The organism is Streptomyces sp. NBC_00322 (genome assembly GCF_036147535.1).
Lineage (GTDB): Bacteria > Actinomycetota > Actinomycetes > Streptomycetales > Streptomycetaceae > Streptomyces.
Genome location: NZ_CP108019.1, coordinates 1,950,743 through 1,975,508, shown reverse-complemented (window position 1 = coordinate 1,975,508; position 24,766 = coordinate 1,950,743). Strand labels below are relative to the sequence as shown.

Below are 24,766 nucleotides of genomic sequence, written 5' to 3'. Positions count from 1 at the left end.
AGCAACCTCTTTGGCGATCCTGATCAGGAACTTCTTGAACTCCGCCGCCCGGTGTCGGCGATGCAGGGCGGCGGATGCCGCCTACGGTCGGGAGTGGCGGCTGCGCCGCATGCTGGAGGACGCGGGCCTCAGGTACGTGCTGGCGGTGCCGAAGTCCCAGCAGGTGCCGCGCTTCGGGCGCATCGACTGCCTCTTCGCACAAGCCCCCGATGAGGCGTGGGAGATGCTTCGTGCGGTAACGGCGCGAAGGGCCCGCGCGGACCGCCAACGGCGTCCTCGGCGTCGGTGTGCCAGGTGGCCAGGTGTGGGCGACGTCAACGATGCGGGAGACAAGCTGACGGCCCACGGTACTCGTGGGCCGTCAGTGGGTGGCTGCGCACCGGGGCAAGCTCGGTGCCAGGTCAGGCACCTCGGTGCACGCGCCTTCGATGGTGTCGTTGTGGTTTGCTCCGACGGAGCAGGTCGGTCCTGGCGGGGTGTTAAGCCGTCACCGTGCCCTTCCGCTGGGTTCGGTCAGAACTCAATGTTCCAGATCTGGTTCCAGTTTTCGCGCCAGCAACTATAGATGGCGAGTTCGGTGCCGTCGGCCGTGGCCTTGCCCGGGACGTCAAGGCACTTGCCCGAAACCGGGTTGTACAACGAGCCGTCGGACCGGGCTATCCACTGCTGGTTGGGCTTACCGGTGCAGGGATAGGTGATGACCCTTGCCCCGTCCGTCGTTCTTGCGTTTTCGATGTCGAGGCATTTGCCAGCCAAGTTCACCACGCCGTGGTGGGGGCCACTGCCTACATCGGCTTTCCAACTGCTGCAGTCCCACATCTGGCTCGTGATGTACACCGCCGCGCCGTCCGTCGAAGTACCACGGATGCACATGGTCTTGGCCGGGGTGGTGGCAGTCTTAGGCGAGATGATTTTGATTGCTCCCCTGGGGAGTGGTGTCGTGGGGTACGTGCTGAGCCCCTGAGGGTATGAGGTAAGTCCACCGCAACGAGAAATGGAGTCCCGCTTCGTCCGCACCGTGGCGTTTATCGTCGTGCCGCCATAGGAAAAGTTGTCACTAACGACCGATTCGATGTGGGTCGGCGTCGTGTAGGTCCACTCGTCCCAGCTGTTTCTGGAGAAGGTGAATGTGCCCGTCAGCTTCTCTATGACGGGCGTCAGGGCGATGAACCCATATCTTTTCGGAGGAACAAGGAGCTCATAGGTGGTGACCTCCTTCTTCACTACTAGTTCTGAGGTCTCATCCCTAGACTCCCAGACGTGCCTATAGTCGGCCCCGACTTCAACCGCAAACCCTGCACCGCCCGTCTGCCCTGGGGTGGTCCCGAACGTTGCCTTGACATAGGCTCCCACTTCATTCCTTTCGGTGCGGCCCGTTAGCTTCGATTTCCAAATCTCATTCCAGTACGTGTGAGAAACCTTTTGATCGCCCGTCACATTGTCGTTGTAGCCGAAGTCCTTATAGCAGTACTCGGGCCCCTTCGTGACCTGGGAGTCTTTTATGTTGAGTTTGCAGTATTTAAGAAGCTCATCCGTCTCATTCGTTCCGCTGCCCTTGCACTTCGCCAGGCCATACTTGGCAGCCAGAGCCATATACCGGCCGCTGGTGCCGAGGGGTTCGTGGATGGACCAGAGAAACCGGTCGGACGTCAGGTTGTCGGTGCATGGACGCGACCCAATGCCGTACCAGGTTTCCCAGTGCAGGTCCAGACAATTGCCCGTTACAGGGGTGGGACTATCGGTGTTCTGGACTTGGCGAATCATGTACCAGGACTTGTACGGCTGGATATAGAACAGCTGAGCCTTCTTTCCACTTTGGCATGGCTCCTGCCAGAGCAGGTTCGTGTACACGCTGCCATGCCATTGGGCAATCGCACACATGCCGGTCTTGACGCTTTTGATCTGGAACGTTCCGTCGTCGTTAGTGTTCAGGGAGAACTGGGCTTCAGATCTCCAAGCTGAGTAGTCCAGTTCCGGGTGGGGGTCGGAGTACGAGAACCAAGCCCCGTCATGGGTTGCCTTCATCTCTAGCCAGCGATTTTCGTGCAGGTTGCGGAGGCCGACGCATTGCATGGGCTCGCTGCAGTCGACCGCGTGTGCGGTCCCGGTGGTTGTCACGGCGACAGCGAACGTCACGGCACAGTACGCCAAGATGGTGAGGATCACCTGTATGGGTGACGGTCGAGTGATCGAACGACCTGTCATGTCAATTTCCTTTCTATTCGGCCGTTTCGACAACAGTGAGACGGGTGGGGGCCGTCAGTGTTGCCCCCTGAGCGGGTGGGAGCGGGGGCGGGTGGGCGTGCGCCCTAGGGACCGTCCGGCCGCACGGCTGGCGCAGTCGTGTCCGTGTGTCGCTCCTCTTCGCAGGCGGCGATCGCGACCTACGCATGGTCATGCGTCCGCGCTGCCAGGTCACCGGCTCCGGAGAGGGTGCGCAGATCCTCCGCTCGGGGGACCGATGCGTCACCGGGAGAAATGCGCGACAGAGTACGCATGTGTGGGTGTCGGTGTGCGAACCACCTGAAGCCCGCTGTTGTCACCGCAAGGTCCAGAGGCTGCAGGCGGCCTGGGCGAGTTCTTCGTAACTCCCCAGTCTCGTACGCTGGTTGCCGCGCACGTGTTGCTCGATCTGCTCGGCATCGGTCGATCGCCGCCCGGCAGCTGGACCCCCCTGGACGCCATCACGCTGACCCGCAGCGGCTCCGGCCACGAGGCGGCCGAGGCAAGACGTCCCGCGACACACAACGCAATTCTTCACGGAGACCCCGTGATTCACCGGTGCCGTCCGGCTCGACATCCTTGGTCCCGTGGGCGGTCCCGCCCCGGCCGCACGCCCGCCCATCAACCCCCCGACGGTGGGCCGGTCGCCGGTAATCTCTTGCCTCTAGCCTCGCCGTTTCGGTTGGGATGAGGCGGCGTCGCTGATCATCAACTGTTGGGTGGTCGAGGCGATTTCGTCGCCTGGGCATGACTGAGTCCCGGTGCGGTGGTCGGGTTCTCCAAAATCCTTCAAAGATCGTGGGTGGGTAGGGGACGGCCGTCAGCCAACTGGTTGGGGCAGTGCGGCGAGGAGGTGGAAAGCCGTGGCCAGTTCGTGTCTCCAGGGCCAGGTCGCCGAGATCCGCAGGCGGAGGCGGCGTCCGCCGCGAGTGAGGCGGGCGGCAACGTGCAGCAGCCGGTAGCGGAGTTTCTTGGGTTCAGCAGCGGCGAGTTCGCCGTCCAGCAGAAGGAAGCGGGTCCAGGCGAGGAGATCGATCGCCGCGAGGCTGAGTTCGAGCCAGATGGCGTTGACGTCGAAGTGGCGGGAGGGGAAGCGGCCGAAGCCGGTGCTCTTGCCGCACCGGATGTGGTCTTCCACGGTGGCGTGTCCGCGGTGGCGGACCTCCAGGGACTGCGCGGAGCCGCCGCCGGAGTAAGGGGTATCTGTAAGGAATACCTGGTGCCGCAGGCCCTCGTCGTGATCGAACAGCGACAGTTGGGCGCCGGGGTGCGGTCGTTCGCGCCGCACGGTGATGCGGGTGGCGGCCGGGTAGCCGGCAAGGTCAACCACGCCGGTCAGCTCGGCGACCTCGGCCCCGTCTCGCAGTGTCCCGTTCTGGTCCAGGGCGGGGTGCCAGACCTGCTCAGGCAGGGTCCGGATCGCGCGGCGGACCGGCTCGGTGACGGCGTATCCGACCGAGAATCGCACGTCCAGACCGTGCTCGCGCAAGGTCCGGATGTGGGCCAGGAAGGCTTTCGCGGATCCGGCGCTGTCGGCGCGGACCAGGATCTCGGTGCCGTGTCGGTGAGCGTCTGGGATCTGCGCGAGGGCGTCGTCCAGCACCGCAATGTGATCGGCGGCAGTGTTGGCTCCGGAGTTGCCGGGCCGCAGTCGGCCGGACACGGCCTCGCCGGTGTTCGCGAGGAAACACAGCAGCGGATGGAAGCCGAAGCCGCCCTTGTAGGTGGGTGCGGCCTGCTCCTTTTCCGAGTGGCAGGTGACCAGCGTGGCGTCGAGGTCCAGACCCAGGCCGGGAAGTTCTCGTCCGCCTGCCCGGACAGCAGGTATACCCTCGCCGGTCTCGGCGGCCTGCATCCAGGCGACTTCCCGGGCTGAAGCGCGGGCCGCTCGCAGCGAAGCGAGTGCAGCCTCGTCGGTGTCGGCGAGCAACCGCCAAGCCGTGGGCGTGGAGGCGACCGGGCCGAACACCTCGCCCTGGTCCCGCAGCACGGCCAGATCCGCGATCGCCTCACCGCCGTCGGCGAGCATCACCGCGAGATCGGTGGCGATCCGGCCCGGATCATGCCCGGTGCCGCGCGGTCGCAGCGGCCTGAGCGCAGTAGAGTACGCGGTGGTCAGACCGGTGGCCTCGGCGAGATCAGCCAGCAACCGTGCCCCGGCGTGACCGACTACCCCCGAACCGTCAGCGGAGACATGGAGCTTGGGACGAGAACCGATACCCTGCACGCAGAAAGTGCCTTCCGCTTGGACCGACAGAACCCCTCGACAAGGTTCATCGTCCCAACTCAGAAGGCACTTTCGTGTTTCCGCCCCACTTCCGGCCTCATCCCAACCGAAACGGCGAGGTTAACGCCTATATCCGGTTGAGCGTCATCATCCAGCAGCCCACGGGCGACCAGCAGCCCGGCCAGTGGGGGTAACCGGACGTACCGGTCCCGAGGGAACGCGACTGTCCTGACCGAGCAGCGCACGCCCCTGGGCCTTGCTTGCCCGGGGCCCGCCCGGGCCATAGATGAGTTCCAACCTCTCCTGGCAGGGGCGCCATCGGTGTTGCGGGGCGGAGCGACGCGGTGCGGCGATGGTGCGCGGGAGGACTGTGGTGAGTTCTTCCAGCTCCGTCGTGAGTTCGGGCGGCTGGCGGTGAGTTCGTGCCCGCCAGAACTCACCACGGCAGGTCAGCGCTGGCGATTGGTGCGCACCGCCTGGCCCAGAGTGCGCATCCGTTGCGCACTTGCGCACGTGCCGCGCGCGCACCACGCCTGAGTGAATGCGCAGCGCCGGAACGCTCGGTGCGCATCGACCGCACCGACCGCACCGAGTGCGCATCCTGCGCAGGCATAGAGCACCGCACCGAGCGGTCACTCAGGGATCCGCAGTGCTGCGGGACGGAGCCACCTCCTGCGCTGCCGTCGTGCTCTGGTCGGCCGTGACCTCTTCTCCGGCTTCGGTTGCCTTGCCATTTCTCCTTGACCATTGGTTGCCAGGAGCGAACAGACTGCGGACAAGGGGGGCTTGGTCAGGATGGCGCCCGGTTCGCGCCCCGGTGCGGCAGTTGAGCAGAGAAGCACTACGGCTGCTGTCACATCTCCGGGCGTGGCCGACCCCTTTCTGGAGCGGATGTTGCTGTCCGAGTAGAGAGGGAACGTGATCACGACCGCTGTACCGCTGCCCCATGGCTGGAAAGTCCCGGATGCCGTGGTGACCGGGAACGAACTCACCAAGGGGCGGCGCCAACTCACCACGCTGGGCCAGCCTTCCGAGGGCCCTACCGTGGCCACTGCCGGCCGCCCCTCCGAACCCACTACCGGCACCAGGCACCGACTACCGGGCGTTCTCCCTGGTCAGCACGGCTTTTCGAGCCCGGCCGGAATGTCCATAACCCTCTTATCTCCCCTTTGTTGTCAGTGATGGGTGGTGGAGTGGTGTGGAGCGGAGATCTCGGGTTCCCGGCGGGGCGCTGCGCGCGGCGGCCGTGAGCCCGGCGGGCAGCGGCCGGTGAGCCGGCCGCGACGGGGAGGGGTGTGCGCATGAGCGGGGCGAGGAAGCGATACCCGAGTGGATCGTCAGGGCCGCTACGCGCTGACGTGCTGCGCGTCCTGGGCGTGCTCAAGGTCGCGACGCCGGATCAGATCCAGCGCCTGACGCTGCCGCACCTGACCTACCGGTACACCGAGCTGCCGGAGTCGAAGCGGAAGTCGGCGCGCAACAAGGCCCACCGCGCGGCCGCGCTCGATCTGGCCAAGCACGGGCAGACGACCGAGGCGGGATTCAGCAGCGGCGGCGAGAAGCTGTGGCGGCTGACCCCGCTCGGACTGGAGGCCGCCTCGAGGGAGCTGGACCGGCCGATGGATGAGATGGGCGGCACCGCACGCGGCGCGGGCACGACCGGCGCCGCGCACGCGATGGCGGTCAACAAGACGATCGCTGCGTTCATCCAGCCCAAGCCCGATCTTTCCGAGCTCGCACGCGAACCCGAACAGGCGGTGGCGGCCGTGCAGGCGGTGCCCGTCGGGATTGGCTCCATCATCTCCTGGTCCACGGAGGTCGCGCTGCCGCCGACCGGGACGTGGTCCTCGCCGGGGAGGGGCGGTGCCCAGGCGGATGCCGTTCTGGCCGCCCCCGGGGACGACGTGCCGCTGCTGTTCTTGGAAGTCGACAACGGCTGGATGGACCCGAAGCTCATCGCGGAGAAGTTCGCCAAATACGCGAGGTTCTTCCACCGGATGGTGAAGGACACCGATGGCATGGAGCGGCCGATGTGGGCCACCCGCTGGGCGGCGTCGGGCCGGGAGGGCCTGCCGCCGGTCGCGCTGGTCTTCACCGGCCGCGGCGCCAAGAGCCTGAACCAGCGGATGACGGCGGTGAAGACCCTCAGCAGCCAGCACTGGGGGGGCAGATGGGGCTTTGAGAGGGCGTACGTCAACTACGACCGCTGTATCCCGGTTCTGGCGACCACCTTGGAGCGGCTGCAGACGAATGGGCCGCTGGGGGAGACCTGGTGGCGCTACGGCCGCGACACCTGGCAGTCCCTGACAGAGGCGCTCGACAATCCCGACGGCCAGATCATCTACCAGGCCCGCCAGCGCGCCAAGTGGGAGGAGGACCGCCGCCAGGGGGAGGAGCGTCGACGGCGCGAGGAAGCCGAGTGGCAGCGGCAGCAGGAAGAGGCGAAAGCCGATCTGGAGGCATGGGACCGCGAGGAGGAGGAGGCCGCCCGGGAACCTGACCGGCTGTGCCAGCTGTGCCAGGGGCCCCTCGACGGCGACATGCGCCTCGGGTTCGGGCCCGACCCCGACGACGCGCCACCAGAAGACGGACTCCACTGCCCCGGCTGCCGTATCCAGCTCGCCGAACCCAAGACCCGCCTCGGACGCATGCTGCGCCGCCTCGGCTGACCGCCGACTGCCCCGACTGCCCCGACTGCGCCGCAGACGCAGGGGCAGGCCTGCCTGAAACGAACGCTGCGACATGCCCGTGGGAGACTCGGCGCATGATAATCGAACGTGCATACGCACACATGGCCTCGCATGACGAGGGGGAGTGGCCTTGGTCCGTGCCCTGTGTGCGTGGGCTCCTGGCGGATGGGCTGCGCTTCACCGCGCCGGTGACCTTTCTCGTCGGTGAGAACGGCTCCGGCAAGTCGACTCTGGTGGAGGCTCTTGCGGAGGGCTACGGTCTGGACTCCTGGGGCGGCTCGCACGACTGGCGTTACGCCAGCCACCGTGCCAAGTCGGTGTTGGGTGAGCGGATCCGCTTCGACGCGGCGCCGCGCGGACGGCGCATGCTCGGCAGCTGGTCCGCTCGCAAGGGGTTCTTCCTGCGCGCCGAGACCGCGCTGGACGCCTTGGGCCGGGAAGGGTTCGGGCCGGATTCGGTCAGTCACGGTGAGGGCTTCCTCGCGGCGTTTCGGGGGAAGTTTCTCCAGGCCGGGCTGTATGTAATGGATGAGCCGGAGGCGGCACTGTCGTTCACGTCCTGCCTCGAACTGCTCGGCCATATTGACCAGCTGGTGAGCAGCGGCGGCCAGGTCATCTGCGCCACTCACTCTCCGCTGCTGACCGCGCTGCCGGGTGCGGACATCATCGAAGTCGGCGAACACGGTTTGCGCCGGGTGGCCTGGCGCGAACTCGCCCTGGTCGACCACTGGCGCCGCTATCTCGCTGACCCGCAGTCCTACTTGCGGCACATCCTCGGCTGACGGTGCCTGTCCCATGAGCGTGGGCGTCCCGGGGCCCACCCACCTGGCCCTGGTGAGTCGGCGCGACAGGGTGCTGCGTCCGTCATGACTGTCGTGCAGCGGTCTCTCCCTGCAGGAGGCCCGCCCCGTCGGCCTGTCCATCGTCCAGCTGATGGCCGCCGCCGAACGCACCCGGGCGCAGGTCCACACCGGGCTCGCGCACCTGCGCAAGGTCGCGGCCGCGCGCGGTCTGCCGCCGGTCATCTGGGACAGGAAGTGGGGATATCGGCTGCTGGACGACGCGCCGGAGGTGTGGATCGGATACGGGATGTGACACGGCTCCTCAACGGCGTCTGGGCCGTGGCTGGGTGCGTACGCCGGCTTCATTGGTGTCGTCGTGGTGATCCTCGGTGCCGGTGGCTTGCCTTCGCCGGGGTTGCTGACGGGTCGTCCGGCTCGCCTGGCTTGCGGTTGGTTCATCGCGAGCCGGGTAAGAGCGGGTTCTGCCGACCGGCGGCCATCAGCAGTGCTGCTCCGCCCGAGGCGATGACAAGGCGACACGGCGTACGAAGCGGGTGCGTAGCCGCGGAGCGGGTAGTGAGATGCGTACTTCCCCCCTGCCCGGTTCCCCGCCCGGCAGTGACGGTGGAGAAGCGCCGGATTCCAGTCAAGGTGGACGCTCAAGGACGCGGCACCCGCGGGGGGTCGGGGCACTGTGTCCCGCCGCGAGCCGCGCGACGCGACGAACCGATCACCGAACACGGGGAACATCGTCATCACCATGCGCGAGCCGTGCGAGCGGTCAAACCCGCAGTACCAGAGAGCACGTGAGTTGCACGACCAGGATGCGCCGCCGGAGGAGACCGCCGGGCATCTGCTGACCATCGAACCGACCGGCCTGCCATGGGTCCTCAGCGTTCTGCGTGCCGCCGCCCGGACGGCCACCGTGCGTGGAGAAGCCGGCGTGGCCGCCGACTACTTGCGCAGGGCCCTACAAGAACCGCTGACGGACGATGACCGTGCGATCGTTCTCGCGGAGCTGGGCCACGTCGAAGCCGGCCGTCACCCGGCAGCCGCGGTCCGTCATCTCACCGAGTCCCTCAGCCTGCTCCCAGGCCAGGCGGTGCAACGGGGCGAGGTGGTGACAGTCCTTGCCGACGCCCTGACGCGTTGCCGCCGCGGATGCCAGGCAGTTGAGCTGCTCGATCGCGAAATTCCTACCCTTGCCTCGGGGGGCGCGTCCCACCCGGACCCCGACCTGGTGGCACACCTGCACCTCCAGCGTCTGCTGATCGACCTGGACGATCCGGCAAAGCGCCCCTATGTCCTTAAGGCTGCTGACGACTTCGAGGCGAAGAATCCGCACGATGCTGCAGTCCGGCGAGGGGCGGCCGCCGTCCGGGCAAGCGCCGCCCTCGGGCAGAACACGGATGCCGCCGCCGTGGCCGCTCAGGCGCGCCGGACACTGGAGGGCGACCTTCCCCGGGGAGTGATGACCACGGCCGCCGGACAGGCCGTACTGGCCATGACCTGGTGCGACCAGCAGAAGGAAGCAGCCGCGTTCGTCGACCGCCTGTCTGGGGACACCCAACAGAACGGCGCGTCATCCCGGATCCTGGTGACGATGAGCCAGAGCGAGTTCGCGTACCGGTCCGGCGACATGCACACGGCAATCGACCTCGGCCGTGACTGCCTCAACCTCTTCTCCTCCTCCCACGGAGACAGCCGGCTCGCCCTCGCCACCGCCACCCTGATACGTGCCCTGGTGGAAACCGAACAGATCGACGAAGCCACGGAACTCCTCGCCCTCCCCGACTGCACCCGCCTTGAGCCGGACTGGCACTGGACCCACCTCCTGGAGGCCCGCGCGCGGCTCTTCCTCGCACGCGGTCACCTAGAGGACGCCCTGCAGGACCTCACCGAGTGCGGACGACGCCAGACCGCCTGGCACCGGGACAACCCCGCCGTCCTGCCCTGGCGCTCCCTGACAGCCGTCACACACCTGGCCATGGGCGACCAACGTCCAGCCGAACACCTCGCACAGCAGGAGGTCGAGCAAGCGCGTACCTTCGGCGCGCCCCGGGCTCTCGGTATCTCCCTGCGCACCGCCGGTCTCGCAGCGCGCGGCCAGCACGGACAGCGCCTTCTGGGAGAGTCCGTCGACCTGCTGGACCAGGCCGGTGCAGCTGTGGAGCAGGCCCGCTCGCTCGTCGCACTCGCCACCCTTAGGTTCGAAGCCGGTCATACCCGGATGGCGCGCGACCTCGCCCGTCGCGGGCTCCGCCTCGCCCAGCACTGCGGAGCGGCACAACTGAGCTCCCAGGCCCTCGACACACTACGTAAGTTCGGGGCACGGCCACGCACCAGCCGCGTGGTGGGAGTCCAGGCCCTGACCACCAGCGAACGCCGGGTCGCAGTCCTGGCAGCACGCGGCCTGACGAACCGTGAGATCGCCGAGCAGCTCTTCATCACGCAGCGCACGGTGGAGAACCACCTCACCAGCGGATTCCGCAAACTCGGCATCACAGGGCGACGACAACTCCCGGACAAAATCCGAGACTTGGACGCCCGCATCTGAGCGGACATGCCGAAAGCCGAACAGGAACGCCCGCCAACTGGTGCCCTTCATCTGGATGGGCCGCCGCATCGTCGAGGGCAAGACCCTCGGAGTCACCAAGTCGGTCCTCCACCCCCGAGACCAACCCCACGAACGCAGAACCAAACCCCCCATAGATACAGAGGAGTTCACATGCAACGCGCCAGACGGGCACGAAAGAGTCGGATGACCGTCGCTACCGCCATTCTGTGCTCGGCCGCCGCCTTCGCGGCCTTCGCCGCCTTCCAGGCCGAAGCCACCACCGGCACCACCTACTACCTCAACTGCGCGACAGGCAAAGACGGGGCCGCCGGCACCAGCCCCACCACAGCATGGCGGAGCCTGTCCAAGGTCAACTCCCGCACCTTCGGCCCAGGCGACCAGCTGCTCCTGGCTCGCGGCGCGACCTGCGCAGGCACTCTGTTTCCGCGCGGATCCGGGGCGAACGGGGCCCCCTTCATCATCTCCGACTACGGCACCAGTTCCAGCAAGGCCGTCATCAACGGCAACGGAACCAACACAGCGATCCACCTGCTCAACTCCCAGTACGTGGAGCTGAGCAACCTGGAAGTCACCAACCCCGTGCCACCAACAGTTCCCAACCCAATACGCCGCGGCGTCGACATCGAACTGCACGACATCGGCGTGGGCCGTCACATCGTCGTGCGGGATCTCTACATACACGACATCCTCGGCTCAGACCAGAAAGGCGAAGCAGGCAGCCAGGGCATCATTTTCCGCGTCAGCGGTAACACGGTCCGGACACACTTCGACGACGTCCAGATCCTCAGAAACCGCCTGGTTCACGTCGACCGCCAGGGAATCCTCGTAACACCCGGCGCATGGGCCTACCGTCGCGAGGAGGATTCGACAAAGAAGCCCGGGAAGGCTTGGACTCCCGCCACAGGCGTAGTGGTGCGCGGCAACTGGCTGCACAACATCGGCGGTGACGGAATCGTCATGAACACCACCGACGGTGCAAAGGTCGAGCACAACACCATCCGGGGCTTCCATATGCGCTCAGCGGGCTACAGCGCCGGAATCTGGCCGTACAACTCCGACGGCACCATCGTGGAGTACAACAACGTCACCGGCGGCGACCCGCGTGGCACCCACAAGGACGGCATGGCCTACGACGTCGACCAGGGCAATATCGACACCGTCTTCCAGTACAACTACAGTGCCAACAACGGGGGCGGCTTCTTCCTGCTGTGCCAGAACGGGCCGGGCATCATCCGCAACGCAGTGATCCGCTACAACATCAGCCAGAACGACAAGTATCGCGGCTTCGAGAACTGTGCCGGCAAAATCGAGAGCGCCTCCATCTACAACAACACCATCTACATCGGCGATGAAATCAGCCAGACCGTGGTGAACGAGAACAACACCGAATTCCGCAACGTCAAGTTCCGGAACAACATCGTTCGGAAGGTGGGGGCAGGCACGGCCGATTTCCGCCTCCAGTCCGGCGGATACACGTTCGACCACAACGCCTTCTCCCCATGGGTGAAAAAAGCCCCGCTCAACCCCTATGGCATCACGGCCGACCCGCTGTTCATGAACCCCAACGCCGCGACCAGCCGTATTCATGCGAAGGGCTACAGGCTCCAATCCGGCTCACCGGCCCTCGCCGCGGGAGCCGTCATCCCCAAAAACGGCGGTAAGGACTTCTACGGCTCGCCCGTGCCGTCCAACACGGCCCCGAACATCGGCGCCTACGAGGGTCCCGGCCGGTGACCCCAGCCCGGAACGCCGGTGGCCGCGGTGATCTGCCACGGCCACCGGCCTGACACGCATCGAGACCGGAGAACCTCCCGTGTCACCCCGCAACACCTGTTGGGCGCCGCCTTCTTGGTTTCGTCCAGCCAGAACCAGGTGGGGAGGTGGTGCTCGTAGAACAGGATCCATCCGCAGCGGCGTGCTGGGCGATGCGGTGGTTGCGCTGTTGGGCGCCGGCGATCCTGACTGCCCGTTGCTTCGCGTGGGTGACGACGTAGCCGCCGGCGGGCGGGCCGCGTCGTCCCTGCGTTATGGGCGCGGTGTGAACGGGTGGGCGGGGCTGGCTGTCGCGGGGACGTCGACAGCCAGCAATGCGCCGTCTGCAAGGGAGGCCGGCGTGAGCCGGTACGCCGCTGTGGTGATGAAAAGGCGGCGTCCGCCGGGTCCGCCGAGGCAGACGCTGGTGGGCTGTCTCGCGGGGAGGGGGACGGTCAGGTCGAGCGTGCCGTCGGGTCGGTAGCGGCGGACTTCACCACGGCCCCAGATGGCGATCCACAGGTGATCGTCATTGTCGACGGTCATGCCGTCGGGGGTGCCGGTGGCGAGATCGAGGCGGAGGAAGGGGGCAGGGGTACCGAGCGTGCCGGTGAGCGGGTCAACGGGGTAGCAGTCGACGTGTCCGCGTGCGCTGTCGGCCAGGTACATGGTGCGTGCGTCGGGGCTGAACGCCGGTCCGTTGGGGATGGTCATGCCGTCGAGTACTCGGGTGACGTCGCCGTTGGGGGCGGCGCGGTAGAGCGAGCCCGCGCCGGGGGTGGCGTCGTAGGCCATGCTGCCCGCCCAGAACCGGCCGGCAGGATCCGCGGCCCCGTCATTCATACGGGTCGGCACCGCATTGCTGTCCTCGGGGCGGTCCAGCCATTCCAGCCTGCCGCTCGGCAGCAGGTACGCGATACCGGTGCCGGCGGCCGCGACCCAGGTGCCCGGTGTGCCGGCTACCGGCGCCACCGCGCCAAGGGGAACAGCGAGCCGTGCGATCTCGCGGAGGGCGCCCGGTTTGTCGCCGGGTGCCTGCAGCAGCCGACCGGCGAGGATGTCGACGAGGACGAGCCGGTCATCGACCCACCGGGCTCCCTCGCCGAGTTCGCACTGCTGCGGGCTCCACACCATGGGTTGGGTGATCACAGTGGCTCCTGGGCTTTTGAACGGACCGGCTCACCGGACGGCGCTGCCGGGCGGGGCATCGAGCAGGGCGAGGTCGGCACGGGTCGGCAGTCCCTCCCAGTCACCGTGGGAGGCGACGGCGAAAGCCGCGGTGGTCACAGCGCGGTTCAGGCAGTCCTCGATGCCCAGGCCGTCGAGCCGCCCGGAGAGATAGCCGGCGGTGAAGGCGTCGCCGGCTCCGACCGTGTCAAGGACCGGGACGGGACGGGCGGGTCGGTCCACCGACCGAGTGCCCGAGTGGACGCAGGCGCCGTCGGCACCGCGCTTGACGATGACTTCGCTGACGCCGAGGTCGTGCAGTGCTCGGACACGATCGTGGTAGGAGGTGGCGCCGGGCGGAGCGGCGAGCGGGAGTTCGTCCTCGGACGCGACGAGCAAGTCCACCGCTGACATCAGCGGACGCAGGACCGCAGCCGCCTCTTCTCGCGTCCACAGTCGTGCGCGGTGGTTGACGTCGAGGCACACCTGGACCCCGGCCTTTCGGGCCAGCCCGACAGCGTATTGGACGGCCGTACGCGGGCCGGGGCCGAGCGCTGGGGTGATTCCAGTCACGTGCAACATTCGCGGGGCGTCCGCGAAGGCGTCGTCGACGTGGCGGGGGGACAGTCGTGAGCCGGCCGAGCCCGTGCGAAGGTAGGTGACTCGGGTCACGTGTGCGACCCGTGATTCGAAGACGACCATTCCTGTCGGTGCTACTGGGTCGGTCTCGGCCGTGTCGACATCGACGCGCTCGGCGCGCAGGGTACGCAGGACCAAGGCGCCCAGTTCGTCAGCTCCTACCACGCCGGTCCAGCGTGCGGCGTGGCCGAGGCGGGCGAGCCCGATCGCCACGTTGGCCTCCGCGCCCGCGATGGACAGCGTCGCGTCACCGCCGAGGCGCAGGGGACGAGCGGCGCGCAGCGCGGCCATCGCTTCTCCGAAGGTGACGATGTCGGTCACGAGGCGGTCTCCTGCTCTATCAGGCGGCGGTAGGTTCGGGCTCGCTCGCGCAGGGCGTCAAGGCATCCTCCGTGGGGCGCGTCGCCCAGTAGGGGTGAGCCCACACCGACAGCGATGGCGCCGGCAGCAAGGTAGGCGCGGACGGAGGCGGCTTCGACGCCGCCGACGGGGACGAAGGGGACGGTGGAGAATGGTTCGCGCAGCGCCCGCAGGTATGGCGGCCCGCCCAAGGAGGCCGGGAAGAGTTTGACCGCGACTGCGGCTCTGGTCGCGGCGACGATCTCCGTGGGGGTGAGCGCACCGGCGAGGACCGGCAGCCCGAGGTGGTCCGCCTCAGACAGGACGCCGTCGCCGAGTCCGGGTGTGACGAGGAACGATGCCCCCGCGTCCGCGGCGCGGCGCGCGTCCTGGGCGGTCAGTACCGTGCCTGCACCGAGCGCGGCGTCCGGGCCGAGTTCGGCGCGGGCACGGGCGATCACGCGAGAGGCGTCGCAACCGGTGAGCGAGACCTCGACGAGGCCGACTTGCTCCTCGGCAAGGGTGACGACGGCCCGCAGCGAGGCATCGGCGTCGCGGCCGCGGACGATCGCCAGGAGTCGCCTGCTGCGGAGTTGATCGAGCAGGTTCACGTCAGTGTCCGTTCGACGGGGGTGAGGCGGCCGCCGGGTTCTCCGCCGACAGGGACGGTGGCTGTGGGGGTCGCGCGTGGGCGAGGCCGCCCGCGTCGACGAAGGCGTCACCGGGACGCACCTGGTGACGGCGGGGGTCCTCGCGTTGCCACAGCCACTCACGGCTTCCACCGCGCAGTGACGTCCAACGCCCGCCGTGAGCAAGGTCGACGGACATGTGCAGGGTGAGGGTGGTGGGATTCATCTCACCACTCCGCGAACGAACCGTCTGTGTGGCGCCACACGGGGTTGCGCCAGGTGTGGCCGGTGCGGTCCGCCTGCCGGACTGCGTTCTCGTCGACCGTGATGCCCAGGCCGGGTGCCTGCGGCGGGCGGGCATGCCCGTCGACGAAACGGAACGGTTCCGGGTCGATGACGTAGTCGAGGAGGTCCGCGCCGGTGTTGTAGTGGATGCCCATGCTCTGCTCCTGGATGAGGAAGTTCGGGGTGGCGAGCGCAACCTGAATACTGGCCGCGAGCGCGATGGGGCCCAGTGGGCAGTGCGGCGCGAGCAAAGCGCCGTAGGTTTCCGCGAGAGTCGCGATCCGTCGCACCTCGGAGATGCCGCCGGCGTGTGACAGATCGGGCTGCACCACGGCAACTCCCGCCTGCAGAACGGGCAGAAACTCGGCCCGCGAGTACAGGCGCTCTCCCACGGCTATGGGCACCCCACTCGCCGTGACCAGCGTGGGGAGCAGATGCAGGTACTCCGGGGCGAGTGGCTCCTCGGTGAACAACGGGTGCAGCGGCACGAGTTCGGGCATGACCCACCGGAAGCCGGCCAGTGTGGTACGCCCATGGAAATCGACGGCGAGGTCACGTTCGGGCCCCAGCACGTCGCGGGCCACCTCGATCCGGTGGAGCAGCGCCTTGGCCTCCGCGGCGGTGGCCAGTTGCGACACACGTCCACAGGCGTTCATCTTCACTGCGGTGAACCCCGCTTCCACCTGCGCGGCGACCGCGTCTTCGATCTCGGCGGGCTCGTCTCCGCCAACCCACGAGTACACCCGGACCCGGTCACGCACGGGACCGCCCAGCAAGGCGTGCACCGGAGCCCGGTAGGTCTTGCCGGCGATGTCCCACAAAGCCTGGTCGATACCGGCGACCGCGCTGGACAGGATTGGTCCGCCGCGGTAGAAGCCGCCCTTGGTGAGCACCTGCCAGTGGTCCTCGATCCGCAGCGGGTCCTGTCCGAGCAGGTATTCGGCCAGGACGTCGATCGCCGCGCGCACGACCTCGGCGCGTCCCTCCACGATCGGCTCTCCCCACCCGACGACGCCATCGTCGGTCTCTATACGGCAGAACAGCCAGCGTGGCGGTACCAGAAAGGTTTCGACGCGGTCGATCTTCATGTCAGTCCTTCCTGGTAGGGCGGCTGACGCGTTTCAGGTCTCGCGTTGCCTTTTTCAGCAGAGCTCGCATGGCTTTTTCCGCTCGCGGAGCGTCCTGGTCGGTGATCGCGCTGAGCACGGCGCGGTGGCTGGGGACGGGATGGTCGTGAGGGTCGGCGCCGTGCACCAGACGGTCACGTTCGGCCAGGCCGGTCTCGATGACGACCTCCATTCGTTCCAGCAGTTCGTTGTGTGTGGCGGCGAGCAGGGCCCGATGGAAGTCAAGGTCGGCTTGTACCGCCGCAGTGGTGTCGGCGGCGACGGCCATCCCGTCCAACGCATCCTGCAGGGCCGCCAGGTCCGCCTCGGTACGGCGCTGCGCGGCGAGCTTGGCCGCGGCAGGTTCGACAATGCCGCGTACCTCGTTGAGATTGCTGAGGAACACTGGGTCGGTGCGGCCGGAGAACTGCCAGCGGATGACGTCGCCGTCGAGCAGATTCCACTCCTCGCGTGGCCGCACGAAGGTGCCGCGCTTCTGCCGTGCGTCGACCAGGCCTTTGGCCGTGAGTACTTTGATCGCTTCGCGCACGGCGGTAAGGCTGACTCCCAGTTCGCTCTGCAACCCTGTTATGTCGATCGTCTCGCCTTCACCGATTGCTCCGGTCAGGATCCTGCGCGCAATCGTCTCCACGGTCTGCCCGTGGATACCGCGCCCTGCGTAGGCAGGCACATTTCCCCCTTTTACCCTTATGGGTTGAATTGACTTCCCGGCCCTGCCGCTCATGCGGAGGCCTTCAGTACGCTCCAGCCGCCGTCGACCACGAGGCTCGCGCCAGTCACGAACGATGCCTCATTCGAGGCCAGGAACGCGATGGCCGCCGCCACCTCCTCAGGCGTGCCGAACCGTTTGACCACAGTCTCGGCGATGCTCTTCTCACGCTCTTGCGCGCCCACTCGATCCCACGCCGGGGTGCGGACAGGACCGGGAAGCACGCAGTTGACGCGCACACCGGGCCCGTACTCGACGGCGAGCTGGCGGGCCAACGCCGTCAGGCCACCCTTGGCTGCCGCATAGGCCGGGTGACCGGGTATACCGGCCAGAGCGTGCACGGACGACGTGATGACCACTGCGCCGCCGTGCCGGCGCAGGTCGGGCAGGCAGGCCCGCACGCCGAGGAACGTGCCCGTGAGACAGACGGCGAGCTGACGGTCCCACGACGTTCGGGGCAGTTCGTGCACGGCTGCCACATCGACTGCGAAGGCGTTGCTCACCAAGACCGTGACCGGCCCGAACGCAGTACGCGCTGTGTCCACGATGGCCAGCCAGTCCTGCTCGTCGGCAACGTCACCTCTGGCGAACCGGACGCATCTTCCCTCGGCTGCGAGCTCTGCCGCGACGTCGGCGCCTGCAGGCGACACGTCCACCAGGACCACCGCCGCACCGTCAGCGGCCAGCCTGCGGGCCGTCGCGGCACCGATGCCTGAGGCGGCACCGGTGACCACGGCGGTGTGGCCCGCGAACCGATCACCGAAGGACCTCATCGACTCCTCACTCATGGATGGCTCTCCCCTCTGGGCGGCGACCGCGGCCCATCGTCACGTGACAGCCGAGGCACTAGCAATAAATTAAGAATTAATCTTGACGCATGGTGGCGCCAGGGCGCAAGCTTCCTCACACCCCCGATCCGGATGGGCGTCCCGGCGCCACCGGTTGAGGAGGACCGGCTCGTGAAGCGGGTCGGCAGTCGGACCTCCATACCGCTCACTGAAGGGCTCAGCGTCATGACACGGAAGTCGCCCACTCGGCGCCACCTGCTGGCGGCCACCACGTTCCTGGTCGCCGCCCTCAACCTGGCGGCTTGTTCCTCCGGCCAGGACACGGCCGGACCTGCCGCCAAGGAAAGCAACAACAAGGCAAGCAGCACCAAGCACACCGGCACGGTTCGCATCGCGTACCTGCAGAAGCAGGGCGATCAGCAGTACTTCGTGGATCAGGCGCGAGGCGCGAAAGAGGAGGCCGCCAAGCTCGGCGCCGAGGTCACGGTGGTGAACCTCGGGACCGATGCGAACAAGGCGATGACCGAGATGGACACGGCGATCGCCCAGAAGTTCGACGCCATCGCAATCGTGGCGCCCGACCAGAAGATCGGCCCACAGATCATCGACAGAGCCCGTCAGGCGGGAATTCCCCTGATCGCCTCCGACGACGTCCTCAAGGCCGCCGACGGTACGCCGGCGCCTTTCGTCGGGTTCGACGGCCGGCGCATGGGCGAGGAGGTCGGCAAGAAGGCCGGGGAGCTGTACAAGGAAGCCGGCTGGGATCCGGCCAACACCGCCATCATGGCTGTTTCGAAGCAGGACCTGTCGGTCTGCACCGACCGCGTTGACGGCGCCCGCGACGCCTTCACTCAAGCATCCGGCGCCGATGTGAAGGTCATCCCGGTCGGCACCGACAACTCTCCCACTGACGCGCAGAACAAGGCCGCTGCCACTATCACCGCCAACCAAGGCGTCAAGCACTGGCTGGTGTGGGGCTGCAACGACGAGAGCGAGACCGGGGCCGTCACCGCACTCCAGAACTCCGGAGTGAAGCCGGCGAACATCATCGGCGTGGGCCTGGGCGCTTACCTCACGTGCAAGGACTGGGCCGCCGACCAGAACACCGGCAACAAGGCTGCCCTGTACATCAGCGGCGAAGAGGTCGGACGCTCAGCGGTGCAGGCCCTGGTGTCCGCGGTGCGCGACGGCAAGCCACTGCCACCGAAGACCATCGCGAAGACCACCATCGTCGACAAGAGCAACTGGCGGACGGCCGGGGTCGACTGCGTCTGAGCCCGACTCCTGCCCGGCCGGTGCCAACGGGCTTCGAGGCACCGGCCGGAGCTCCACCTTCCGTCCACCGAAACCGAGGATCACCATGGGCGCCCTGAACCCCACAACGGCGGGTGAGCCGCCGCTCGTCCTGAGTCTGGAGGCCGTCGGCAAACGATTCGGCTCAGTCCAGGCCCTGTCAGACATCAGCCTCAACGTGTACGCCGGGGAGGTCCTTGCGCTGATGGGCGAGAACGGCGCCGGCAAGTCCACGCTCCTTCGCACCCTCTCCGGCGACCATCAGCCCGACACCGGGCGGCTGCTGGCACACGGCCTGCCCGTCTTCGCCCAGGACGCCCCCGGCGACATGCGCGTCGTATTCCGGCCCGGTTCTGAACGGCTGGAGTACCACGGTGGACTGCGTGGATTCGCCTCCCCTCGTGATGCACAACGCGCCGGGATCCGCGTCATCTGCCAGGAACCCGAGATCATCCCGCACGTGTCGGTCGCCGAGAACGTATACGTCGGCGTCCTTCCCAGCCGGGGGCGGTTCGTCAACCGCCGCGTCCTGTTCGCACGGATGCGGGCCGATCTGGAAAAGTACGGGTTCGCCGACGTCATCTCCCCGGAAGCCCTCGGCACTCAGCTGTCGCCCGCCCAGCGCCAGCTTGTGGAGATTCTCCGCGCGCTGGTGGGGCGAGTGAAACTGATCGCCTTCGACGAACCGACGTCGTCACTGTCGCAGAACGAGGCGACCACCCTCTTCCGCCTCATCCAACAGCTGCGGAACTCCGGTGTGGCTGTCATCTACGTCTCGCACCGCATGCACGAGATCTTCGAGCTCGCCGACCGCGTCGCCGTGCTGCGGGACGGCAGGCTCGTTGGCACTCGCAGGATCGGCGGCACAACGGAGCAAGAACTGGTCCGCATGATGGTCGGCCGTGATCTGTCGGCGATGTTCCACCGGCGGCGCTGCGAGCCGGGTCCGCTCGTCCTGCAGGTCGATGGGATAGGCAATGACGACGTACACGACGTGAGCTTGCAAGTGCGGGCCGGCGAGGTCGTCGGACTCGCCGGACTCATCGGCGCCGGGCGCTCCGAACTGGCACGGGCCATCGCCGGGGACACCCGCATCCACACCGGTTGGATACGGCTCGAAGGCAAGCGCCTGAAACTGCGCACCCCGCGGGACGCGATCGAGGCGGGCATCGGCCTCGCCCCCGAGGAACGCAAAGCCGACGCGCTGCTGCTCGGGCGCTCGGTGCGGGAGAACACCTCGCTGGCCGTACTTGGCCGGCTCAGCCGACTGCGCATGGTCGATACCCGCTCCGAACGCGCCCTGGTCGAAGCCCACGTGAAGCAGCTGCGGATCCGTGCCGTCTCCATCGAGCAAGAGGTGCGCCGGCTCTCCGGCGGCAACCAGCAGAAGGTCGTCCTGGCCCGTTGGCTGGCGCGTAAACCCAAGGTCCTCATCCTCGACGAGCCCACCAGGGGCGTCGACGTCGGAGCCAAAGCCGAGATCTACCGCATCATCGACGAACTCGCGAACTCCGGCGTCGCCCTCATCGTCATCTCCTCTGAGCTGCCCGAGCTGCTGGGTATCGCCGACCGGATCGTGGTCCTTCAAGGCGGCCGCGTCACCGGAGAGCTGGACCACACGCAAGCGACCGAGGAACGCATCCTGTCCCTCGCCATGACCGACCGTCCCACCGGATAAGGAGCACCCTGGTGACGCATCCCACTGTGCACGTCGACGAGGGCCAGGCCGTGACCGAAGGCCAACGACGGCGCGTTGCACCACTTCGCCGCTTGCTGGACCAAATCGGCGTGCAGAACGTCAGTCTGCTCATCGCGCTCGCCCTGCTGGTCGCGCTGGTCGGATCACAGGACGCCAACTTCTTCCTCGCCGCGAACCTGCGCTCCATCGGCACGGCCATCACCATCACCGGCCTGCTCGCCGTCGTGCAGACCATCGTCATCATCTGCGGCGCTCTGGACATCTCCGTCGGCTCGATCGCCGGACTGGGCTCGGTGATCTGCGCGATGGCATTCGAGGCGACCTCTGACAACCCAGTCCTGGGCGTAGGCGCCGCACTGGGCGTGGGCCTGCTGTGCGGCCTGGCCAACGGAGCCATCATCGTGGTCGGCAGGGTCAACCCCGTGATTGCCACACTCGCGACACTTGCGGCGTTCAAGGGTGTCGCACAGCTCGTCTCCGACGGCCGCGCCCGTGGCTACACAGGCGCCGACGACGTGTTCGTTTTCCTGGCGCGCGGATCCGTCTTTGGCGTCACTACCCTGATCTGGGTGCTGGCCGTGGTCGCCCTTGGCGTCCACGTGATGCTCAAGACCACCGACATCGGCCGCAACATCTACGCGATCGGCGGAAACGACACCGCGGCCCGCCTGGCCGGCATCAACATCAACAAGTACCTGATGGCCGTCTATGCGCTGACCGGCGTGGTGGCTGCGGTCGCCGGCATCCTGATCACCGCTCGCACGGGCTCCGGCCAGCCCGTGTCCGGCAGCGAGGGACTGGAACTGGAAGCGATCACCGCCGCGGCCCTCGGCGGATGCGCGTTCAAGGGCGGCAAGGGCACGATCGCCGGCACACTGCTCGCCGTCCTGCTGCTCGGCGTGCTGAGCAACGGGATGACCCTGCTCGGCGTCAACCCCTTCTGGCAGAACCTGGCCAAGGGCGGGCTCCTCGTCGCCGCCGTTGTCATCCAGCAATCACGCAGCGGAGAACGCCGGATCGGCCTGCCGACCTGACGCCCGGTGAGCCACTCCGTCACCAAGCACGTGACGCATGGGATCAATGTCTGGTCGGCGTGCGGCGCTTGGCTGCATCGAGCAGGGCGAGGTCGGCGCGGGTTCGAAGGCCCCTCCCCGTCACCGTGGGAGGGGAAGCGAAAGCTGCTGTGGCACGGCGTGGTTCAGGCAGCCCTCCGCCTCACCGATGCCGGCGTTGAGGCCAGGCATGACGCTGAACGACGCGCCGACATCCGCGACGCGACGGGCGTCCTGGGCGGTCAGTACGGATCCGGTACGGAGTGCCGCACCCAGGAGCCGAGTTCGGCGGGGCGCGGGCGATGACGCGTGGGGCGTCGGTGCTGGGAGCGGACCTCGACAAGGCCAACTGCCTCCTCGGCGAGTGTCAGCATGGACCACGGCGAGGCCGTCGGTGTGGTTGCCGCATACGATCGCCAAAGCCGATTGCCGTAACCGCCCGCCGCCCCGAGTCCTGGCCAGGACTCGGGGCGGCGGGCGGTTGGAGTTGATCGAGCAGGTTTCACGGTCGTGTCCGTGTGGCGGTGAGAACGAGGCGCCAGACCAGCTCCCCGCAGGCGGGTACGACCGCAGCGTCAGCGGGACGTGCGTCGGCGAGGTTGAAGACAGCGCCGAGCATCGGCTCGACGCCGATGCTGCGGTACGGGCCGGAGGGCGGGAACCCACCGAGATTGCGCCACAGTCCCACCGATGTGGGCTGGCCATCGGCTTCGACCCGCATGTTCAGAGTGTCGGAGCCGTCTACGACCTGGACCTGTGCGCAATCGGCGAGCACCGCGCCGATCGCCGTCCCGTCGTCCGGGCCGAGCCGGTCGAGGGCGAGCCCGTGCGGTGCTGGCCACTGGCCCTCCAGCCAAGGAGCACCGGTCGGCCACGGAACGTCGAGCAGCGCTTCCGCCTCGGGGCACAGCCGCACCGGTGTGCCGGCCGGGGCCGAAAGACGGGCCGCGGCGGAGACCTCAAGGAGCGCGTGCGCCGCCCACACGAACCGGTACCCCGGTGCGGCCGCGAGACGGTAGTCGGCGACGAGCGCCCCGTCGTTGTGGCTGATGGAGCGGGTAAGCACGAATTCCGGGCAGTCGACGACGGCCGTGTCGCCGATCTGACGCCAGGGGCGTGACCAGGCATGGCCATGGTCGGGTGCGCCGCGGACAGTGGGGATGCACTCTTCGAGGCCGCCCGCGTCGACGAAGGCGTCACCGGGACGCACCTGGTGACGGCGGGGGTCCTCGCGTTGCCACAGCCACTCACGGCTTCCACCGCGCAGTGACGTCCAACGCCCGCCGTGAGCAAGGTCGACGGACATGTGCAGGGTGAGGGTGGTGGGATTCATCTCACGCGAACGAACCGTCTGTGTGGCGCCACACGGGGTTGCGCCAGGCGTGGCCGGTGCGGTCCGCCTGCCGGACCGCGTTCTCGTCGACCGCGATGCCCAGGCCGGGTGCGGTAGTGGATGCCCATGCTCTGCTCCTGGATGAGGAAGTTCGGGGTCTCGAACGCAACCTGGATACTGGCCGCGAGCGCGATGAACAACGGGTGCAGCGGCACGAGTTCGGGCATAACTCACCGGAAGCCGGCCAGTGTGGTACGCCCATGGGAAATCGACGGCGAGGTCACGTTCGGGCCCCAGCACATCACGGGCCACCGCAATCCGCTGGAGCAGCGCCGTGGCCTCCGCGGCGGTGGCCAGCTGCGACACGCGTCCACAGCAGAGCATCGATGCCCCCTCGAGCCGTTGTTGGCTCACCCGCGATGAGCACCGGTCGGGTTCTCCCCCTGCAGAGCACGGTGAGAACTCGACCGTTCACTGCAACGTGTCAGGGCCGCAGATAGATCTGGTCAGAGTCCCACCAGGACTCAACTAGGTCAACATTATTTCCCAATTTATTAATAACCTGGTCGATGTTGTGCAGCGAAGCTCCCACTACGGGCAGCTTGCCGCCCCAAGATGCTCAGTCATGTGCTCCCCTCACGGGCGGGCCGGTCCTGGCGGTCAGGGGGGTGACGTGCACCGAAAGGTCCCCGCGGGAGACAGCCCTTCGCGTCAGTGTCGGCCGTCGAAGAGCTTCAAGGGGTCGGCCAGGAGCGGGGCGAAGGCGAGTTCGGCGGCTCCGGTCAAGGCGGAGCCGCCGCCCAGCGCGGAGGTCTCCAGGCGGATCTCGTCCGCGGCGCGGCGCAGTCCGGTGTTCAGTCAGGACCGCAGGAGCCATCGGTCACCGGGAACAGGTGGCGCAGCGTTCCGCCGAGGACCACCATGTCGCGGTTGACTGCGCTGACGAGGTTGCCTCGGGCCCAAGGCCAGACAGCGGCCGATGTCGTCGACCGCGTCGCGGACTTCATGGTTGTCTCCGTCGCCGCCCTGTTTCCCGCGCCGCCTCCAGCGGCGGCCCGAACTGGCCATGTGTAGCCCGGTGAACACCTCGACCCACACCGATTTGTCCCGCTATACCCGCATGCGCAAGGGAGATGCTCTGGTCGCAGCCTTGTGTAACACGCTTGTTGTTGTTCGTGGCCTCGACCTATCCACTGATACTTCTAATTAATTAGGAAGACATCTTGACGTGGTTTGCGGGTGCGTGCCACGCTGCGCGCACGTCTCTTTCCCCTGGGCAGGCACCTCTGGCAGGCCTGATGGCTCAGGGGGATGGCTCGTGACAACGACTCTCACGATGCGGCAGCGACGGGCGGTTGGCGGTCGGACCGTGCTCACGGTGACGGCAGGCAATGCCCGTGGTCTTCGGTCTGGATCGGGCGCTGCCGCCCCAGCGCTTCCGGCGGCCGCGTACG

General features: G+C 67.5%; 19 protein-coding genes and 2 pseudogenes. 9 read left to right on the top strand and 12 right to left on the bottom strand.

Annotation, left to right across the window (positions count from 1 at the left end; translation table 11 throughout):
• Nucleotides 1–70: 70 nt before the first annotated feature.
• Nucleotides 71–258 (top strand): annotated as a pseudogene (locus OG905_RS39095) (IS701 family transposase); the annotation flags it as partial.
• Between the two features lie 255 nt (nt 259–513).
• Here the strand turns inward: OG905_RS39095 and OG905_RS08970 are convergent.
• Both OG905_RS08970 and OG905_RS08965 read right to left on the bottom strand, forming a co-directional pair.
• Entirely contained in the window at nt 514–2,166 is a 1,653-nt protein-coding gene (locus OG905_RS08970) for an RICIN domain-containing protein (protein ID WP_328667206.1), read from the bottom strand.
• A gap of 877 nt (nt 2,167–3,043) precedes the next feature.
• On the bottom strand, nt 3,044–4,480 hold the full coding sequence (locus OG905_RS08965) for an IS1380 family transposase (protein WP_328682128.1): 1,437 nt from the start codon (nt 4,478–4,480) through the stop codon (nt 3,044–3,046).
• Nucleotides 4,481–5,751: 1,271 nt separating this feature from the next.
• Here OG905_RS08965 and OG905_RS08960 point away from each other — a divergent pair.
• The 5 genes from OG905_RS08960 (at nt 5,752) to OG905_RS08940 (ending at nt 12,234) form a co-directional block, all read left to right on the top strand.
• A complete protein-coding gene (locus OG905_RS08960) occupies nt 5,752–7,119 on the top strand; it encodes a replication-relaxation family protein (protein ID WP_328667205.1) in 1,368 nt (455 codons plus the stop codon).
• Between the two features lie 95 nt (nt 7,120–7,214).
• Nucleotides 7,215–7,922: an AAA family ATPase gene (locus OG905_RS08955; RefSeq protein ID WP_328667204.1), complete on the top strand. Its 708-nt coding sequence runs from the start codon at nt 7,215–7,217 to the stop codon at nt 7,920–7,922.
• A gap of 151 nt (nt 7,923–8,073) precedes the next feature.
• Complete coding sequence (locus tag OG905_RS08950; protein WP_328667203.1) at nt 8,074–8,235, top strand: hypothetical protein; 162 nt, start codon at nt 8,074–8,076, stop codon at nt 8,233–8,235.
• A 447-nt stretch (nt 8,236–8,682) separates the two neighbouring features.
• Nucleotides 8,683–10,479, top strand: a complete 1,797-nt coding sequence (locus OG905_RS08945) for a helix-turn-helix transcriptional regulator (protein ID WP_328667202.1) — start codon at nt 8,683–8,685, stop codon at nt 10,477–10,479.
• A gap of 204 nt (nt 10,480–10,683) precedes the next feature.
• Nucleotides 10,684–12,234, top strand: coding sequence for a right-handed parallel beta-helix repeat-containing protein (locus tag OG905_RS08940; protein ID WP_328667201.1), 1,551 nt, complete (start codon nt 10,684–10,686; stop codon nt 12,232–12,234).
• 291 nt (nt 12,235–12,525) lie between these two features.
• Here the strand turns inward: OG905_RS08940 and OG905_RS08935 are convergent, their stop codons facing one another.
• Genes OG905_RS08935 through OG905_RS08905 form a run of 7 tightly spaced genes read right to left on the bottom strand, consistent with a single transcriptional unit; the run spans nt 12,526 to nt 17,935 of the window.
• Nucleotides 12,526–13,401 carry an SMP-30/gluconolactonase/LRE family protein gene (locus OG905_RS08935; protein WP_443043910.1) on the bottom strand — a complete coding sequence of 292 codons (876 nt, stop codon included), beginning with the start codon at nt 13,399–13,401 and terminating at the stop codon, nt 12,526–12,528.
• A gap of 30 nt (nt 13,402–13,431) precedes the next feature.
• The gene (locus OG905_RS08930; protein ID WP_328667200.1) at nt 13,432–14,379 is read right to left on the bottom strand and encodes a sugar kinase; all 948 of its coding nucleotides are present in this window, start codon (nt 14,377–14,379) and stop codon (nt 13,432–13,434) included.
• Nucleotides 14,376–15,008: a bifunctional 4-hydroxy-2-oxoglutarate aldolase/2-dehydro-3-deoxy-phosphogluconate aldolase gene (locus tag OG905_RS08925; protein WP_328667199.1), complete on the bottom strand. Its 633-nt coding sequence runs from the start codon at nt 15,006–15,008 to the stop codon at nt 14,376–14,378. Before OG905_RS08925 ends, OG905_RS08930 begins: the two co-directional genes overlap by 4 nt.
• 1 nt (nt 15,009) lies before the next feature.
• Nucleotides 15,010–15,252 carry a hypothetical protein gene (locus tag OG905_RS08920; protein WP_328682845.1) on the bottom strand — a complete coding sequence of 81 codons (243 nt, stop codon included), beginning with the start codon at nt 15,250–15,252 and terminating at the stop codon, nt 15,010–15,012.
• A 1-nt stretch (nt 15,253) separates the two neighbouring features.
• Nucleotides 15,254–16,399 (bottom strand): galactonate dehydratase, encoded by a 1,146-nt coding sequence (gene dgoD, locus OG905_RS08915; protein WP_328667198.1) that lies wholly within the window; start codon nt 16,397–16,399, stop codon nt 15,254–15,256.
• Nucleotide 16,400: 1 nt separating this feature from the next.
• Nucleotides 16,401–17,108: a FadR/GntR family transcriptional regulator gene (locus tag OG905_RS08910; protein WP_328667197.1), complete on the bottom strand. Its 708-nt coding sequence runs from the start codon at nt 17,106–17,108 to the stop codon at nt 16,401–16,403.
• Between the two features lie 50 nt (nt 17,109–17,158).
• Nucleotides 17,159–17,935, bottom strand: coding sequence for an SDR family NAD(P)-dependent oxidoreductase (locus OG905_RS08905; RefSeq protein ID WP_328667196.1), 777 nt, complete (start codon nt 17,933–17,935; stop codon nt 17,159–17,161).
• Here OG905_RS08905 and OG905_RS08900 point away from each other — a divergent pair.
• From OG905_RS08900 to OG905_RS08890, 3 genes are all read left to right on the top strand, one after another.
• Entirely contained in the window at nt 17,888–19,210 is a 1,323-nt protein-coding gene (locus OG905_RS08900) for a substrate-binding domain-containing protein (RefSeq protein WP_328667195.1), read from the top strand. The genes OG905_RS08905 and OG905_RS08900 overlap by 48 nt on opposite strands.
• An 85-nt stretch (nt 19,211–19,295) precedes the next feature.
• A complete protein-coding gene (locus OG905_RS08895) occupies nt 19,296–20,906 on the top strand; it encodes a sugar ABC transporter ATP-binding protein (RefSeq protein WP_328667194.1) in 1,611 nt (536 codons plus the stop codon).
• A 26-nt stretch (nt 20,907–20,932) separates the two neighbouring features.
• Nucleotides 20,933–21,961: an ABC transporter permease gene (locus tag OG905_RS08890; protein WP_328667193.1), complete on the top strand. Its 1,029-nt coding sequence runs from the start codon at nt 20,933–20,935 to the stop codon at nt 21,959–21,961.
• A 520-nt stretch (nt 21,962–22,481) separates the two neighbouring features.
• Here the strand turns inward: OG905_RS08890 and OG905_RS08885 are convergent.
• The 3 genes and pseudogenes from OG905_RS08885 to OG905_RS08875 all read right to left on the bottom strand — a co-directional run bounded on the left by OG905_RS08885 (nt 22,482) and on the right by OG905_RS08875 (nt 24,319).
• Entirely contained in the window at nt 22,482–23,312 is an 831-nt protein-coding gene (locus OG905_RS08885) for a hypothetical protein (protein WP_328667192.1), read from the bottom strand.
• Between the two features lies 1 nt (nt 23,313).
• Nucleotides 23,314–23,524: pseudogene (locus OG905_RS39090) on the bottom strand (galactonate dehydratase); the annotation flags it as partial.
• Nucleotides 23,525–24,166: 642 nt separating this feature from the next.
• The gene (locus OG905_RS08875; protein WP_328667191.1) at nt 24,167–24,319 is read right to left on the bottom strand and encodes a hypothetical protein; all 153 of its coding nucleotides are present in this window, start codon (nt 24,317–24,319) and stop codon (nt 24,167–24,169) included.
• Nucleotides 24,320–24,766 lie beyond the last annotated feature (447 nt).

Coding starts and splice junctions, on each gene's coding strand:
- OG905_RS08895 (WP_328667194.1), top strand. CDS start 19,296: ATGGGCGCCCTGAACCCCACAACGGCGGGTGAGCCGCCGCTCGTCCTG.
- OG905_RS08960 (WP_328667205.1), top strand. CDS start 5,752: ATGAGCGGGGCGAGGAAGCGATACCCGAGTGGATCGTCAGGGCCGCTA.
- OG905_RS08945 (WP_328667202.1), top strand. CDS start 8,683: ATGCGCGAGCCGTGCGAGCGGTCAAACCCGCAGTACCAGAGAGCACGT.
- OG905_RS08955 (WP_328667204.1), top strand. CDS start 7,215: ATGATAATCGAACGTGCATACGCACACATGGCCTCGCATGACGAGGGG.
- dgoD (WP_328667198.1), bottom strand. CDS start 16,399: ATGAAGATCGACCGCGTCGAAACCTTTCTGGTACCGCCACGCTGGCTG.
- OG905_RS08905 (WP_328667196.1), bottom strand. CDS start 17,935: ATGAGTGAGGAGTCGATGAGGTCCTTCGGTGATCGGTTCGCGGGCCAC.
- OG905_RS08885 (WP_328667192.1), bottom strand. CDS start 23,312: ATGAATCCCACCACCCTCACCCTGCACATGTCCGTCGACCTTGCTCAC.
- OG905_RS08875 (WP_328667191.1), bottom strand. CDS start 24,319: ATGAAGTCCGCGACGCGGTCGACGACATCGGCCGCTGTCTGGCCTTGG.
- OG905_RS08950 (WP_328667203.1), top strand. CDS start 8,074: ATGGCCGCCGCCGAACGCACCCGGGCGCAGGTCCACACCGGGCTCGCG.
- OG905_RS08940 (WP_328667201.1), top strand. CDS start 10,684: ATGACCGTCGCTACCGCCATTCTGTGCTCGGCCGCCGCCTTCGCGGCC.
- OG905_RS08920 (WP_328682845.1), bottom strand. CDS start 15,252: ATGAATCCCACCACCCTCACCCTGCACATGTCCGTCGACCTTGCTCAC.